The organism is Solimonas variicoloris DSM 15731, assembly GCF_000382285.1.
Lineage (GTDB): Bacteria > Pseudomonadota > Gammaproteobacteria > Nevskiales > Nevskiaceae > Solimonas > Solimonas variicoloris.
Genome location: NZ_KB907927.1, coordinates 268479 through 282702 on the forward strand (window position 1 = coordinate 268479; position 14224 = coordinate 282702).

The 14224-nt window shown below is 67.2% G+C and carries 14 protein-coding genes and 3 tRNA genes; 2 read left to right on the plus strand and 15 right to left on the minus strand.

Going from position 1 to position 14224, the window contains the following annotated elements; all coding sequences use genetic code 11:
* Nucleotides 1–10 precede the first annotated feature (10 nt).
* The 7 genes from ccoG to hemN all read right to left on the minus strand — a co-directional run bounded on the left by ccoG (nucleotide 11) and on the right by hemN (nucleotide 6437).
* The gene (gene ccoG, locus H149_RS0105880; protein WP_154654664.1) at nucleotides 11–1480 is read right to left on the minus strand and encodes a cytochrome c oxidase accessory protein CcoG; all 1470 of its coding nucleotides are present in this window, start codon (nucleotides 1478–1480) and stop codon (nucleotides 11–13) included.
* Nucleotides 1481–1508: 28 nt separating this feature from the next.
* Nucleotides 1509–1820 (minus strand): hypothetical protein, encoded by a 312-nt coding sequence (locus H149_RS0105885; RefSeq protein WP_020648817.1) that lies wholly within the window; start codon nucleotides 1818–1820, stop codon nucleotides 1509–1511.
* Nucleotides 1817–2707 carry a cytochrome-c oxidase, cbb3-type subunit III gene (gene ccoP, locus H149_RS0105890; RefSeq protein ID WP_020648818.1) on the minus strand — a complete coding sequence of 297 codons (891 nt, stop codon included), beginning with the start codon at nucleotides 2705–2707 and terminating at the stop codon, nucleotides 1817–1819. The genes H149_RS0105885 and ccoP overlap by 4 nt, the downstream gene beginning before the upstream one ends.
* A complete protein-coding gene (locus H149_RS19930; protein ID WP_020648819.1) occupies nucleotides 2704–2889 on the minus strand; it encodes a CcoQ/FixQ family Cbb3-type cytochrome c oxidase assembly chaperone in 186 nt (61 codons plus the stop codon). The genes ccoP and H149_RS19930 overlap by 4 nt, the downstream gene beginning before the upstream one ends.
* Nucleotides 2886–3521, minus strand: a complete 636-nt coding sequence (gene ccoO / locus H149_RS0105900; RefSeq protein ID WP_020648820.1) for a cytochrome-c oxidase, cbb3-type subunit II — start codon at nucleotides 3519–3521, stop codon at nucleotides 2886–2888. The genes H149_RS19930 and ccoO overlap by 4 nt, the downstream gene beginning before the upstream one ends.
* Nucleotides 3518–4951, minus strand: coding sequence for a cytochrome-c oxidase, cbb3-type subunit I (gene ccoN, locus H149_RS0105905; protein WP_020648821.1), 1434 nt, complete (start codon nucleotides 4949–4951; stop codon nucleotides 3518–3520). The genes ccoO and ccoN overlap by 4 nt, the downstream gene beginning before the upstream one ends.
* Before the next feature lie 97 nt (nucleotides 4952–5048).
* Entirely contained in the window at nucleotides 5049–6437 is a 1389-nt protein-coding gene (hemN, locus tag H149_RS0105910; RefSeq protein ID WP_020648822.1) for an oxygen-independent coproporphyrinogen III oxidase, read from the minus strand.
* Nucleotides 6438–6597: 160 nt separating this feature from the next.
* Between hemN and H149_RS0105915 the strand changes: the two genes are divergently transcribed.
* Nucleotides 6598–7203, plus strand: a complete 606-nt coding sequence (locus tag H149_RS0105915; protein WP_020648823.1) for an OmpW/AlkL family protein — start codon at nucleotides 6598–6600, stop codon at nucleotides 7201–7203.
* Between the two features lie 238 nt (nucleotides 7204–7441).
* Here the strand turns inward: H149_RS0105915 and H149_RS0105920 are convergent, their stop codons facing one another.
* Nucleotides 7442–9259, minus strand: coding sequence for a putative bifunctional diguanylate cyclase/phosphodiesterase (locus H149_RS0105920; RefSeq protein WP_436278841.1), 1818 nt, complete (start codon nucleotides 9257–9259; stop codon nucleotides 7442–7444).
* Nucleotides 9150–9815: a PAS domain S-box protein gene (locus H149_RS24325; protein ID WP_083930837.1), complete on the minus strand. Its 666-nt coding sequence runs from the start codon at nucleotides 9813–9815 to the stop codon at nucleotides 9150–9152. Before H149_RS24325 ends, H149_RS0105920 begins: the two co-directional genes overlap by 110 nt.
* Nucleotides 9816–9895: 80 nt before the next feature.
* Here H149_RS24325 and H149_RS23955 point away from each other — a divergent pair, with 80 nt between their 5' ends.
* The gene (locus H149_RS23955) at nucleotides 9896–10300 is read left to right on the plus strand and encodes an SWIB/MDM2 domain-containing protein (protein ID WP_020648826.1); all 405 of its coding nucleotides are present in this window, start codon (nucleotides 9896–9898) and stop codon (nucleotides 10298–10300) included.
* 166 nt (nucleotides 10301–10466) lie between these two features.
* On the opposite strand, the gene H149_RS0105935 is transcribed toward H149_RS23955, so the two are convergent.
* From H149_RS0105935 to uvrY, 6 genes are all read right to left on the minus strand, one after another.
* Nucleotides 10467–10553: transfer RNA gene (locus tag H149_RS0105935), tRNA-Leu, on the minus strand.
* Between the two features lie 9 nt (nucleotides 10554–10562).
* Nucleotides 10563–10636, minus strand: a tRNA-Cys gene (locus H149_RS0105940).
* Nucleotides 10637–10724: 88 nt separating this feature from the next.
* A tRNA-Gly gene (locus H149_RS0105945) sits at nucleotides 10725–10800 on the minus strand.
* Nucleotides 10801–10882: 82 nt separating this feature from the next.
* The gene (pgsA, locus tag H149_RS0105950) at nucleotides 10883–11461 is read right to left on the minus strand and encodes a CDP-diacylglycerol--glycerol-3-phosphate 3-phosphatidyltransferase (protein ID WP_020648827.1); all 579 of its coding nucleotides are present in this window, start codon (nucleotides 11459–11461) and stop codon (nucleotides 10883–10885) included.
* Between the two features lie 48 nt (nucleotides 11462–11509).
* A complete protein-coding gene (uvrC, locus tag H149_RS0105955; protein ID WP_020648828.1) occupies nucleotides 11510–13318 on the minus strand; it encodes an excinuclease ABC subunit UvrC in 1809 nt (602 codons plus the stop codon).
* A 136-nt stretch (nucleotides 13319–13454) separates the two neighbouring features.
* Nucleotides 13455–14111, minus strand: a complete 657-nt coding sequence (gene uvrY / locus H149_RS0105960; RefSeq protein WP_026352900.1) for a UvrY/SirA/GacA family response regulator transcription factor — start codon at nucleotides 14109–14111, stop codon at nucleotides 13455–13457.
* Nucleotides 14112–14224 lie beyond the last annotated feature (113 nt).

The following is a 14224-nucleotide window of genomic DNA, read 5'->3' on the forward strand; positions in this document are numbered from 1 at the left end:
CTCGTTCATGTCAATGGCGGCGGGATGCCCCGCCCTCGTGTTCCTCGGCGTCCTCGTCTTCATCGCCGTGATCACGGCCGTCGGACAGGAAGGTGGCGACGCGCTCACGCCGAGATTGCTTGGCGTCGTCGGCAGTGACGACGAAGTGCAGCTTGGCGACCGTCGGGTGCGCGCCGTGCGCACGGGCGGTGACGGTCGTCGAAATGTGCTCGCCCGGGGCTGCCGTCAGGTTTTCGGGTTCCAGCTCGACCGCGCTGCCGTCGTCGAAACGTGCCAGCACGCTGTACTGGCGCGTGCGCGTGTCCTTGTTCGAGATCTTCACCGAGTAGACGTTCTCGATGCGGCCGTCGGCGAGTTCGCGGTACAGCTGCTTGCGGTCGCGCACGACGTCGAGGTCGAACGGACTGCGCACGATGATCAGCCAGGCCGTCGCTGCCAGCACCGCCATCCAGACCAGGCCGTAGCCGATCATGCGGCCGCGGAAGATGTGGAAGCCGCCACCGGCATCGTGACGCGCGCTGCTGTAGCGGATCAGACTGCGCGGCTTGCCGACCTGGTCCATGACTTCGTTGCAGGCATCGATGCAGGCGGCGCAGGCGATGCACTCGTACTGCAGGCCGTTGCGGATGTCGATGCCGACCGGGCAGGCCTGCACGCACATCGAGCAGTCGATGCAGTCGCCCTGCTTGAGCGGCGCCAGCTCCGCTTCGTTCTCGGCGCGCTCGCCGGCCAGTATCGCCGCCGCGGTCGGCGCGCGCTGCTGCATCAGCTTCTTGAAGATGCCCTTGCGGGGCTCGCCGCGCTTCTCGTCGTAGGCGATGATCAGCGTGTCGCGATCGAACATCGCGCTCTGGAAGCGGGCATACGGGCACATGTACTTGCAGACCTGCTCGCGCAGGAAGCCGGCATTGCCCCAGGTCGCGAAACCGTAGAACAGCACCCAGAACAGCGACCAGCCGCCGAGCGTGAAGTGCGCGGCGTCGGCGAACAGCTCGCGTGCCGGCACGAAGTACGCGACGAAGCTCAGGCCGGTGTAGAGGCCGAACAGTGCCCACAGCAGGTGCTTGGTGCCCTTGCGCAGAATCTTCTGGGCGTGCCACGGCCCGCGGTCGAGCTTCATGCGCGCGTGGCGGTCGCCCTCGATCGCGCGCTCGATCCACAGGAACGCCTCGGTCCAGACCGTTTGCGGGCAGGCATAGCCGCACCACAGGCGGCCGGCCAGCGTCGTGAAGAAGAACAGCGTCAGCGCCGCCGCCAGCAGCAGCGCCGACAGCAGGTAGAAGTCCTGCGGCACGATCGTCAGGCCGAAGACGTGGAAGCGCCGCGCCGGCAGATCGAACAGCACCAGCGGCGTCTCGCCGATGCGGATCCACGGCAGCCCATAGAACAGGCCGAGCAGCACCAGCACCGCGGCCACGCGCAGGCGCGCGTACAGGCCGCGCACGTCGCGCGGATAGACCTTGCCCGACGACTGGTACATCAGGACCGGTTGTTCCTTCACCTGGTGTTCACCGTGCGCCACTCGAGTCCTCCCGGTTGACCGGCGTCGCCAGCACCGCGGCGATCAGCGCCGGAACCACAGCCAGCAGCCACAGCACCGCGAACCCGATCGCCACGCGCGCCGGCGTCTTCAGCGGCAGCCAGCCCTCGGCCGGCAGCAGCAGCAGCGTCACCAGCGAAACGCCGGCGCCGAGGAACGACGCCCACAGCACCGCGCTGATCTGCTGGAACTCGCGGCGCCCGCCGAGCGCCCGGCGACGGGCGCCGGCGACGATCGCCGGCGCCTCGTCTTCGGCATGGAGTTCGCGTTCGTCGCTCACGGCTTGGCGTCCGTCTGGGAAAGGCTGTAGACGTAGGCGGCGACCATGCGGATCTCGTCCGGGGTGAGAATCTTCTCGTGCGCCGGCATCTGGCCGTGGCGGCCGAACAGGATCGTCTCGCGGATGCGCTCGCGCGTGCCGCCATACAGCCAGACGTCGTCGGTCAGGTTCGGCGCACCGAGCAGCGGATTGCCGTGACCATCGGCACCGTGGCAGGCCGCGCAGGTGATCGCGAACTGCTTCTGGGCGCGCTCGCGCAGCGCCGGATCGAGCTTAGGGTCGTTCCAGTGGCTGACGTAGCGCACCAGCGCATCGACCGTTTCCGCGTCGATCGCGCCGTTGAACGGCGGCATCGTGCCGCCGCGACCGTTGGTGATCGACGCGACGATCGTCTCGGGCGTACCGCCGTACAGCCAGTCCTTGTCGGAGAGGTTCGGGAAGCCGAGCGCGCCGTGCGCATCGGCGCCGTGACAGCCGGCGCAGTTGTTGAGGAACACGCCGCGGCCGAGCGTCACCGCCTTCGGATCGCCGGCCAGTGCCGCCACGTCGAGATCGCGGAACGCGGCGAACTGCCGGTCGCGCTGCGCGTGATAGGCGTCGAGGTCGCCCTGCATCTGCTTCTGCGAAGTCCAGCCGAGACGGCCGGCGAAGTTGCCGAGACCCGGATAGAAGATCAGATACGCGGCGCCGAAGAAGACCGTGATCAGGAACAGATTCAGCCACCAGCGCGGCAAGGGATTGTTGTACTCGCGCAGATCGTCGTCCCAGACGTGGCCGGTATCGGCCGAGCCTTGCTTGCCGCGCGCGTTGGCGAGCAGCAGCCACAGCGAGCCGACCATCATGACCAGCGTGATGCCGATGACCACCCAGTGCCAGAATCCGCTCATGACCGGGCTCCGTTCTGCCGGCCGTGGCAGCAATGGCTCGATTCGGCGCCGAGCGGCACGTCATCCTTCAGCGGCAGCTGCGCCGCCTCCTCGAAACGGGTGCGGTTGTGCGCCGAGTAGGCCCAGGCGGCGATGCCGAGGAAGGCCAGCAGCAGCGTGGTAGTGACCAGACCACTGATCATGAGGCGTCTCCGGTGGACGCAGGTGCGGCGTCCGGGGCGACCGGCACGCGCAGCGACTGCAGGTAGGCGATGAGGGCGTCGAGCTTGGTCTTGCCGGCGACCGCTTCGGCCGCCGAGGCAATGTCCGCCTCGCTGAACGGCACACCGACACGCGACAGCGCGCGCATCTCGGCCTGCACGTCCTCGCGGTCGAGCGCCTGCTCGGCGAGCCACGGATAGCCCGGCATGTTGGACTCGGGCACGACGTCGCGCGGATTCAGCAGGTGGATGCGATGCCAGTCGTCCGAGTAGCGGCCGCCGACACGCGAAAGGTCCGGCCCGGTGCGCTTGCTGCCCCACTGGAACGGATGATCCCAGACCGACTCCGAAGCCTGCCCGGCCGGGCCGTAGCGCAGCACTTCCTCGGCCAGCGAGCGCACCATCTGCGAATGGCAGTTGTAGCAGCCCTCGCGGACGTAGACGTCGCGGCCGGCGACCTCGAGCGGCGTGCGCAGCTTCATGCCGGGCGCCGGCTGCATCTTTGCCTGCTGCGCCATCAGCGGCACGATCTCGACGAAGCCGCCGAAGCTGATCGCCACGGCCGTGAGCACCGCGAGCCAGCCAACACTCTTCTCAATCTTTTCGTGGTTCATGCGCGGACCTCCGCCGCCGCGACGGCCTGGGGTTCAGAAGCGGGACCGATGGTCTTCCAGACGTTCCAGACCATCACCAGCATGCCGGTCAGATAGATGACGCCGCCGGCCAGACGCATCGCGTAGAACGGATAGGTGGCCTTGAGGCTTTCGATGAAGCTGTAGGTCAGCGAGCCGTCGGCCTCGGTGGCGCGCCACATCAGGCCCTGCATGACGCCGGCGATCCACATCGCGACGATGTAGAGCACGGTGCCGATCGTCGCCAGCCAGAAGTGCAGGTTGATGGCCGGCACGCTGTACATCGCCGGCTTGTTCCAGAGCTTGGGAATCAGCGCGTAGATCGAGCCGAAGGTGATCATCGCCACCCAGCCGAGCGCGCCGGAGTGCACGTGGCCGATCGTCCAGTCGGTGTAGTGCGAGAGGGCGTTGACCGTCTTGATCGACATCATCGGGCCTTCGAAGGTCGACATGCCGTAGAACGACAGCGAGACGATCAGGAACTTGAGGATGGGATCGTCGCGCAGCTTGTGCCAGGCGCCCGACAGCGTCATGACGCCGTTGATCATGCCACCCCAGGACGGCGCCAGCAGGATCAGCGAGAACACCATGCCGATCGACTGCACCCAGTCCGGCAGCGCCGTGTAGTGCAGATGATGCGGGCCGGCCCACATGTAGACGCTGATCAGCGCCCAGAAGTGCACGACCGAGAGCCGGTAGCTGTAGATCGGCCGGCCGGCCTGCTTCGGCACGAAGTAGTACATCATGCCGAGGAAGCCGGCGGTCAGGAAGAAGCCGACCGCATTGTGCCCGTACCACCACTGCACCATCGCGTCGACCGCGCCGCTGTAGACCGAATACGACTTGGTCAGCGAGATCGGAATCGCCGCGCTGTTGACGATGTGCAGCAGCGCAACGGCGATGATGAACGAACCGTAGAACCAGTTGGCGACGTAGATGTGGCTGACGGTGCGCTTGGCGATCGTGCCGAAGAAGACCACCGCGTACGCGACCCAGACGACCGCGATCAGAAGATCGATCGGCCATTCGAGTTCCGCGTACTCCTTGCTCTGGGTGATGCCGAGCGGCAGCGTGATGGCCGCGGCCAGGATCACCACCTGCCAGCCCCAGAACGTGAAGGCGGCCAGCTTGGGCAGGAACAGCGGCGCCCGGCAGGTCCGCTGCACGACCCAGTACGAGGTCGCGAACAGGCCCGAGCCGCCGAACGCGAAGATCACCGCGTTGGTGTGCAGGGGGCGCAAGTGGCTGTAGGTCAGCCAGGGGACGTCCATGTTCAGCGCCGGCCACAGCAGTTCGGCGGCGATGAACACGCCGACCGTCATGCCGACCAGGCCCCAGACCACGGTCATGATGCTGAATTGCCGCACGACCTTGTCGTGGTAGTGCGGTACGGCGACATCGCTTGTGCTCATCGGAAGGTTCTCGGAGTCGCGGGTTTTGGCGGCTGGGAGTGTCGGAGCGGTTCCGGACTTCGGCATTGACCGGCGTCAAGTCGCTCCGCCACCGGAATCAGATTGCGGCCGAATGCCGCGCCGGCGGCGTGGCCGGAGCGTAGCGGTCGAACACGCGGGCGATGTTGCGGACCAGCGGGCGGCCGCGCGGCGTGACCAGCAGGCGCTCGCCGTCGACGCGCACCAGGCCGTCGTCGGCGAGCTCGCGCAGCGCATCGCGCGCGTCGTGGAAATGTGCCCAGAAGGCGACTCCGTGGCGGGCGCCGAGCACAGCGCCATCGACTTCGCCGGCGCACATGATCCGGTCGATCACATCGCGACGCAGCAGGTCCTCGGCGTCGAGGCGCAGGCCGCGCGCCACCGGCAGCAGCCCGGCGTCGACGCATTGCAGATAGTCATCGAGCCGCTTGGCGTTCTGCGCATAGCAGTCGGCGATGCGGCTGATCGCGCTCATGCCGATGCCGATCAGCTCGGCACCGGCATGCGTCGAATAGCCCTGGAAGTTGCGATGCAGGCCACCCTGCTCCAGCGCCCGTGCCAGATCGTCGCCCGGGCGCGCGAAGTGATCCATGCCGATGCGGCGATAGCCGGCGGCCGTGAATATCTCCACCGCGGCGCGCAGCAGGTCGAGACGGGTACCGGCGTCCGGCAGTTCGTCGCGCCGGATCTGCCGCTGCGCCGGAAACATCTGCGGCATGTGCGCGTACGCGTAGACGGCGATGCGGTCGGGCTGCAGTGCGGCGACCTGGGCGAGCGTTCTCTCGAATGATGCCGGCGTCTGCCGCGGCAGGCCGTAGATGAGGTCGATGGCGACCGAGCGGATGCCGGCGGCACGCGCCGCCTCGACGGCGGCCTCGGTCAGCGCCAGCGGCTGCTCGCGATTGATCGCCTGCTGCACCGCCGGATCGAGATCCTGCACGCCGAAGCTGACACGATTGAAGCCGAGCTCGGCGAGCGCGCGCAGGCGGCCGGCATCGACGGTGCGCGGGTCGATTTCCAGCGAGTACTCGCGCTCGGCGTCCGTGACGAAGCCGAACTGCCGTTCGAGCGTCGACATCAGCTGCTCGAACTGGCGTTCGTCGAGCTCGGTCGGCGTGCCGCCGCCGAAATGCAGCTGGCGGACGCCGCGCCCCTGGCCGTCCCACAACTCGCCCCACAGACGGATCTCGTCGACGAGACGGTCAGTGTAGCGCTCGACCATCGCGCGCTGACGATTGATCACGCGCGTGCACGCGCAATAGAAGCAGGGACTGGTGCAGAACGGCACGTGCAGATAGATCGACGGCGGCGAGCCCGGCGGCACGCGCGCGATCGCCGCGCGCAGATCGTCGAGGCCGAAACGCTCGTCGAACTGCAGCGCGGTCGGATAGGAGGTATAGCGCGGCACCGAACCGCCGTAGCGGCGGATCAGGTCGGCGTCGAAATCGGAATTGTCGCGGGAGGCCATGGCGTCCACCGGCAGAGGGGCGGCGCGATTTTGGGAAGCGCGCCGCGCGCCCGCCTTGATCCGGATCAGGGTTTGTCCGCAGCGCCGATGATCCTCGTCAATGTTGGCTTGGCGCTGCCCGCCGACACTGCGCTCCGCATTCACCCACCGGAGCATCACGATGAAAAAGACCCTCCTCCCGATCGCTGCAGGCCTCGCTGTGCTTTCGTATTCGGCGCTGGCGCCGGCGTACGAGAGCGGTGACTGGGTCGCACGCGTCGGCACGCACTACATCGATCCGAAGAGCGACAACAACGACACCGCCGACGTCAAGGGCGCGCTCGGCCTGACCGGCAGCGTGTCGTACTTCATCGCCCCGCAGTTCGCCGCCGAGCTGCTGCTGGCGGCGCCGTACAAGCACGACATCGAGCTCAAGGACGGCACCGAGGTCGGCAGCACGCGGCACCTGCCGCCGACGCTGTCGCTCGTCTGGTATCCGCAGCTCGACAAGACCTGGCACCCGTTCGTCGGTGCCGGTCTGAACTACACGACGTTCTTCGATGAGAGCACCAAGGGGCCGCTGGCCGGCACCAAGCTCAAGCTCGACGACTCGTTCGGTATCGCCGCGGTCGTCGGTCTGCAGGTCGATTTCACGCCGCAGTGGAGCGTCGTCGTCGATGCCCGCTACTTCGATATCGACACCAAGGCCAAGGTCGACGGCACGTCGATCGGTACCGTCGAGATCGATCCGTTCGGCTACGGCGTCAGCGTCGGCTATCGCTTCTAAGGGGGACGTCGCGGGCGGCCATGACTTCGGTCAATGCGCCGCCCGCACCTTTCGAGGAACATTTTTTTAACGAGAACGCGCGACGCCCAGTCGATATCGACCCGGCATCGCGGCGTTGTCAACCGAGCCCTCCTCTGGCTGGCGTACCGATGGCGGACGCCGGCCATCTTTTTTTGCGTGATGCAGGCACGTTCCGCTGCGCGCCAGCGCAGCGTCAGGTGCGCCGCGCGACACCGATCTAGCCGCGGCTCTCGATGCGGTGGATCGCCTCGGCCAGCTCGCCGATCGGCACCGCCTGCGAATACAGGAAGCCCTGTCCTTCCTGGCAGCCCTGCTCGCGCAGCGCACGGGCCTGCGCCTCGGTCTCGATGCCCTCGGCGACGACGTCGATGCCCATGTGCCGTCCCATGGCGATGATCGCCGCGGTGACCGCCGCATGGCGCATGCCGGCCGCTACGTCCTGCACGAATACGCGGTCGATCTTCAGGCGGTCGAGCGGAAAACGCGTGACCTGCGAAAGACTCGAATAGCCGGTGCCGAAGTCGTCGATCGCCACACGCACGCCGAGCTCGTGCAGCTGCATGATCGCGTGCGCGACGTCGTCGTCGACGAACGCACTCTCGGTGATCTCGAGCTCCAGGCGTTCCGGATCGAAGTTGTTGTCGGCCAGCGTGTCGCTGACGATTTCGATCATGTTCGACTCGCGCAGCTGGCGCGGCGAGAGATTGATGCTCAGGCGCAGCCCCGGTACGCCATCGGCATCGAGCTGGCTGATCTCGCGGCAGGCGGTGCGCAGCACCCATTCGCCGATCGGCGCGATCAGGCCGGTCTGCTCGGCCACCGGGATGAAATGCGCCGGCGACGTCGTCGCCCCGTCCACGCCCGGCCAGCGCAGCAGCGCTTCGACGCCGGTGACCCGCGCCGAACGCAGATCAACCTGCGGCTGATAGGCCACGCAGAACTCGTTGCGTCCCATCGCCAGCCGCATCGCATGCTCGATGCGCCAGCGTTCGCTGGCGGCGTCGGCCATCTCGTGGCTGAACGGCATGAAGCGACCGCGGCCCGCTTCCTTGGCGGCGTACATCGCGGTGTCGGCATTCTTGATCAAGTCGTCGACCGTCACCGCATCGGTCGGGTACAGGCAGATGCCGATGCTCGGCGAAATCTCGACCGTATGGCCGTCGAGCTCCAGCGGCCTGCACAGTTCGCGCACGATCTTGCGTGCGACGAGCTGCGCGATGATCGGACGGCGGATGCCGGCGAGCACGACGACGAATTCGTCGCCGCCCATGCGGGCGACCATGTCGTTGACGCGAATGCAGCTGCGCAATCTCGCCGCCACCAGGCCGAGCAGCTTGTCGCCCATGTAGTGTCCGAGCGAATCGTTGACGCGCTTGAAGTTGTCGAGATCGATCAGCAGCACGCCAACCTGCCCGCCCTCACGCTCGACGGCGCCGATCGCGGCGGCGAGGCGCTCGTGCAGCACCAGGCGGTTCGGCAATCCGGTCAGCGCATCCTGCTCGGCGATGATGCGCATGTGCTCTTCGTAGCGCTTGCGCTCGCTGAGGTCGTAGAGGATGGCGATGTAGCCGAACAGCGTACCGCTGCGATTGCGCAGCCCGGACACCGCGAGGTGGATCGGCACGCGCGTGCCGTCGGCGCAGCGCCACACGTATTCGCGCATCTCGCCGTTGCCGAACGGCATCGCGCCGCGCCGGCCGCGCGCCGGTCCCGGCTCGGCACTGTCGTCAAGCTCGATCAGCGGGACCGCCGAGCCCGCCTGCTCGCGCACGACGATCGGCAGACGCTGCCCGAGCAGGTCGGCCTTGCGCAGGCGCAGCACGCGCTCGGCCGACGGACTGAATTCGAGCACGCGCCCGTCGATGTCGGTGGCGATGATCGGGAACGCCGCCGAGTCGATGATCGACTGCGCCAGCGCCGACGCCTCATCGGCGCGCTGGCGCGCGGCATGGCGCTCGCTGGCATCGAAGATCGAGGCCAGCACCATGACGTCGCTGCCGGAACGCAGCACGTCGAGTCCGACTTCGATCGGCAGACGGCTGCCGTCCTTGCGCACGCCGAACAGTTCGCGCCCGGCCCCCATCTCGCGGGTGCCCGGGCTTCTGCATGAAGCGCGTGCGCTCCGCGGCGTGCGCGGCGCGCTTGTCGTCCGGCACCAGCGCATCGATCGGCAGGTCGCGAAGCTCGGCAGTCTCGTAGCCGAACAAGCGTGCGGCCCGGTGGTTGGCGAGCTCGATGCGGCCATCGGCGTTGACCAGCATCACCGCGCTCGGCATGACATCGAGCACCGCGCCCAGCCAGCCGGCGCTATGCGCCGCGGCAATGTCGCGGGAGCGCTCGGCGACGCTGGCCTGTTCATCGTTCGACATGCTGATGCCCGTCCGCGGCTGCCGTTCCGGGATGCCCGCTCGGCAGCATTTCGTATCGTCGCAGTAGAGGTGAATCGGCCCGCCTCGCCCATGATCTGCATCAAGCCGGCAGGCTTGCCTGTTGCCCGCCCGCCGCTGCCCGCTTCTGGCCACCTGCACCGCCCCTGGCCGGCTGTCAACTCCGCCCCCTGCCGCCGCCCGTCGGCGAAGCCTTGGTGACATGCCGATTCCAATAGCGTTGCAGATGCACTTCTCCTACGATAGCCACGCCCGTGTCGGGTTTTCATCGAGGAGAGTGTTGGATGGCGACTGCGAAGAAGAAGGCGGCGGCGAAGAAGGCCCCGGCCAAGAAGGCCGTAAAGAAGGCGGCGGCGAAGAAGGCCCCGGCCAAGAAGGTGGTGAAGAAGGCGGCGGCGAAGAAGGCCCCGGCCAAGAAGGTGGTGAAGAAGGCCAAGCGCAAGCCGAGCGCCGCCCTCATGAAGCCGATGACGCCGAGCCCGGTGCTCGCCGAGATCGTCGGCGCCAAGCCGCAGCCGCGCGGCCAGATCACCAAGAACCTCTGGGCTTACATCAAGAAGAACGGCCTGCAGGACAAGGTCAACAAGCGGCAGATCAACGCCGACGAGAAGCTGAAGAAGATCTTCGGCGGCAAGTCCAGCGTCAGCATGTTCGAGATGACCGCCCTGGTCAGCAAGCACATCAGCTGAGGCCACTCAGGCAGGAAGCCGCGACGCAGGCATCGGGCTTGTGTCGCGTTCCTCGCCGTCATCCGCGGGCGGGAACCTCTCCTGCCCCGGTTTTGCGGGAACCTGCCATGCAGAGGGCATCCGCATGCCGCGTCGTCGGCAGGATTGTCCGTCGGCGGCGCCGAGCTGGTGCCCGAGGCCGGACTCGAACCGGCATGACCGCGAGGCCGGGGGATTTTAAGTCCCCTGCGTCTACCGATTTCGCCACTCGGGCAGAAGAAAGTGGAGGCTAGGGTCGGAATTGAACCGGCGTACGCGGATTTGCAGTCCGCTGCATGACCACTCTGCCACCTAGCCCCATGGTCGTGAAGGACCGAGATTGTAACGGCCCAGCGACTCGACTAACAAAAAACCCCGTGGTCTGCACCGCCGGGGTTGTTCGATTTGGAGCGGGAAACGAGGCTCGAACTCGCGACCTCAACCTTGGCAAGGTTGCGCTCTACCAACTGAGCTATTCCCGCATCGAGGACGCGTATTTTAGAGACCGGGCGACCTAAGTCAAGCATTTTATTAGGTCATTTTTTCATCAATTGATGCGAAGGGCTATTCGCCGCTCTCCCGCATCATCGGCCACGCGGCACGCAGATAGATCACCATGCTCCAGATCGTCAGCGCGGCGGCGACGAACAACAGCCAGTAGCCGAGCTCGTACCAGGCGATGCCGAAGGTGCGGGTCTGCCAGATCATCATCCCGATCGCGGTCATCTGCACCGCGGTCTTCCATTTGCCGACCCAGCTGACGGCGACGCTGGTGCGCGCGCCGAGCTCCGCCATCCATTCGCGCAGCGCCGAGATCGTGATCTCGCGGCCGATGATGATCGCGACCAGCACGCCGAGCAGATCGGCGGGGCTGTTCTGCACGTAGGCGTCGCGCAGCAGCATCACGAGGCAGACGGCGACCAGCAGCTTGTCGGCGACCGGGTCGAGGAAGGCGCCGAACTTGGTGGTCTGCTTCCAGCGCCGCGCCAGGTAGCCGTCGAGCCAGTCGGTGATCGCAGCGGCGGCGTAGAGGACGGTGGCGACCTGCCGGGCATGCGCCCATTGCACATAGAACAGGCCCAGCACGACCGGAATCACGGCGACGCGCAGCAGCGTCAGGACCAGGGGCAGATTGAGACGCACCGTTTGCTTCCTTCGCCGCGGCAGGCAGGTCAGCCGCGATAGTAACGATCAGTGGAAGTGGGCGTAAACCCGCTCGGCCAGCGTACGCGACACGCCGTCGACGCGCGCCAGATCGTCGACCGAGGCGCGCTTGAGCTGGGCGAGCCCGCCGAAGGCCTTGAGCAGCGCGCGGCGCCGCGCTGGGCCGAGACCTTCGATCGCTTCCAGCCCCGAACTGACGCGCGCCTTGTCGCGACGGCCGCGATGGCCGGTGATGGCGAAGCGATGCGCCTCGTCACGGATGCGCTGGATCAGGTGCAGCGCCGGCGAGTCCGGCGGCAGGGTCAGGCCGTGCTCGCGCTCCGGCAGGAGCAGTTCCTCCAGGCCCGGCCGCCGCGTCGGCCCCTTGGCGATCGCGACCACGCGCTGGTCGCCGATCTCCAGTTCGTCGAGCGCCTCGAGCGCGGCATTGAGCTGGCCCTGGCCACCGTCGATGAACAGCACGTCCGGCGCCTGTCCCTCGCCGCTCTTGAGCCGGGCGAAGCGGCGCTGCACGGCCTGCTTGATCGCCGCGTAGTCGTCGCCGGGCGTGACGCCGTCGATATTGAACTTGCGGTAGGCGCTCTTCAGCGGCCCTTCCTCGTTGAACACCACGCAGGACGCCACCGCCTTCTCGCCCATGGTGTGCGAGATGTCGAAGCACTCCAGGCGGCGCGGCGCGGCGTCGAGGTCGAGCGCGCGCTGCAGCTCGATCAGGCGCTGATCCATGCTCGCCGCCTCGACGAGACGCGTCGACAGGGCCTGCGCGGCGGTGTTCAGCGCCATCTCGAGCAGACGGCGCTTGGTGCCGCGCTGCGGCTGACCGATCGACACCTTGCGCCCGGCCCGCCGGCCGAGCGCCTCTTCGAGCAGCTCCTGCTCGTCGAGCGCGTGGCTGACGAGGATCTCCGGTGGCGCCGGCTGTTCGAGGTAATGCTGGCTGATGAAGCTCTCGAGCAGTTCCGCCGGCGGCGTGTGCGCGGCGTGGCGCGGAAAATGGCTGCGATGGCCGAGGTTGACGCCATCGCGCACGCTCATCACCACGACGCAGCTCGACGACGCGTGCTCGGCGACGACGACCAGATCGAGATCATCGGCGCCGCCGCTGATGACGCGGCTCTCGCGCACGCGCTTGAGGGCGGCGATCTGATCGCGCAGACGCGCCGCCAGCTCGAAATCGAGGCGGTCGGCCGCGTTCTGCATGCCGACCGCGAGCTCGTCGGCCAGTTCGTCGGCCTTGCCTTCGAGCAGGCGCTCGGCCTTGCGCAGCTCGGCCCCGTAATCGGCCTCGCCGATCAGGCCGACGCAGGGCGCCGAGCAGCGCTTGATCTGATGCTGCAGGCACGGCCGGTCGCGGTGCGCGAAGAAGCTGTCGCGGCAAGGCCGCAGCTGGAACAGCTTCTGCAGCGTGTTGAGCGTCTCGCGCACGGCGCTGGCCGACGGGAACGGGCCGAAGTAGCGCTCGCCCGCCTGCTTGGCGCCACGGTAATAGCTGATCCGCGGATAGCGATGCGCCGAGAAGCGCACATACGGATAGCTCTTGTCGTCGCGGTACATGACGTTGTACCGCGGCCCGAATTCCTTGATGAGATTGGCTTCGAGCAGCAGCGCCTCGTCCTCGGTGCGCGTGACCGTGACCTCGACGCGGCGGATCTGCGACACCATCGACTCGATGCGCGGATTGCCGCTGGCGCGCAGGAAATAGGTACTGACACGCTTCTTGAGATTGCGCGCCTTGCCGACGTACAGCAGCTCGTCGCCGGCACCGAACATGCGGTACACGCCGGGCTGCGTCGTCAGCTGCTGGAGGAAACTGCGATGGTCGAAGGTTTCGGACATCTAACGAAAACGGCGCCGCGCGGCGCCGTTGCGAGTCGATTCAGGACCTGCACAGATTACACAGATTCCACGGCGCGGCGCATGGAAGACCCGCGCCGCGCGATCGGCGCGATCCGCGTCGGCCCGGCCAGCGGCCTCAGGCCGACGGCTCGGCCTTGTCCTCCAGCAGGCCATAGCGCATCGCCATGCGCGTCAGCTCGACATCGTTGGAGACGTTGAGCTTCTCGAACAGCCGGTAGCGGTAGGTGCTGACGGTCTTCGGCGACAGGTGCAGGCGATCCGAGATCTCCTGCGTCGAATAACCCTTGGTCACCATCAGCATGACCTGGGTCTCGCGCTGCGAGAGCTGGTCGAACGGCGAGGCGCCACCCGGCCCCTTGACCAGGCTCGCGGCGAGATTGCCGGCGACGTCGGCCGCCACGTAGTGCCCGCCGCCGTGCACGCGGCGGATCGCCGCGACCACTTCCTCGGCTGCCGAGTCCTTGCTGATGTAGCCGGCGGCGCCGGCCGCCAGCATGCGGCTCGGATACGGCTCCTCGAGGTGCATCGACACCACGATCACCTTGATCGCGGCATTGCGCTGGATCATGCGCCGGGTCGCTTCGAGACCGCCGATGCCCGGCATGTTGATATCCATGAGCACCACGTCCGGCGCCTGATTGCGCACCAGCTCGAGGGCCTCCTCGCCGCTGCTTGCCTCGGCGATCACCTCCATGTCGGCGGTTTCCTGCAGCACTCGGCGCAGGCCCGCTCGCACCAGACGGTGATCGTCGACCAGCATGATTCGAATCATCATTCCCTCCCAGAATGACACCCATGATAGAACGAATCGGACAACTCTCAACCCGATTGCCGCACAACCGGCGCCGCAAAAATGGAAGGCCCGCCGCGCGGACCCGCACCGCA

Bases quoted from the DNA above. Each gene is read 5' to 3' on its own strand.
- H149_RS0105915 (WP_020648823.1), top strand. From the start codon at position 6,598: ATGAAAAAGACCCTCCTCCCGATCGCTGCAGGCCTCGCTGTGCTTTCG.
- ccoN (WP_020648821.1), bottom strand. From the start codon at position 4,951: ATGAGCACAAGCGATGTCGCCGTACCGCACTACCACGACAAGGTCGTG.
- H149_RS23955 (WP_020648826.1), top strand. From the start codon at position 9,896: ATGGCGACTGCGAAGAAGAAGGCGGCGGCGAAGAAGGCCCCGGCCAAG.
- ccoO (WP_020648820.1), bottom strand. From the start codon at position 3,521: ATGAACCACGAAAAGATTGAGAAGAGTGTTGGCTGGCTCGCGGTGCTC.
- hemN (WP_020648822.1), bottom strand. From the start codon at position 6,437: ATGGCCTCCCGCGACAATTCCGATTTCGACGCCGACCTGATCCGCCGC.
- H149_RS19930 (WP_020648819.1), bottom strand. From the start codon at position 2,889: ATGATCAGTGGTCTGGTCACTACCACGCTGCTGCTGGCCTTCCTCGGC.
- H149_RS24325 (WP_083930837.1), bottom strand. From the start codon at position 9,815: ATGTCACCAAGGCTTCGCCGACGGGCGGCGGCAGGGGGCGGAGTTGAC.
- ccoG (WP_154654664.1), bottom strand. From the start codon at position 1,480: ATGTACCAGTCGTCGGGCAAGGTCTATCCGCGCGACGTGCGCGGCCTG.
- uvrC (WP_020648828.1), bottom strand. From the start codon at position 13,318: ATGTCCGAAACCTTCGACCATCGCAGTTTCCTCCAGCAGCTGACGACG.
- ccoP (WP_020648818.1), bottom strand. From the start codon at position 2,707: ATGAGCGGATTCTGGCACTGGGTGGTCATCGGCATCACGCTGGTCATG.
- uvrY (WP_026352900.1), bottom strand. From the start codon at position 14,111: ATGATTCGAATCATGCTGGTCGACGATCACCGTCTGGTGCGAGCGGGC.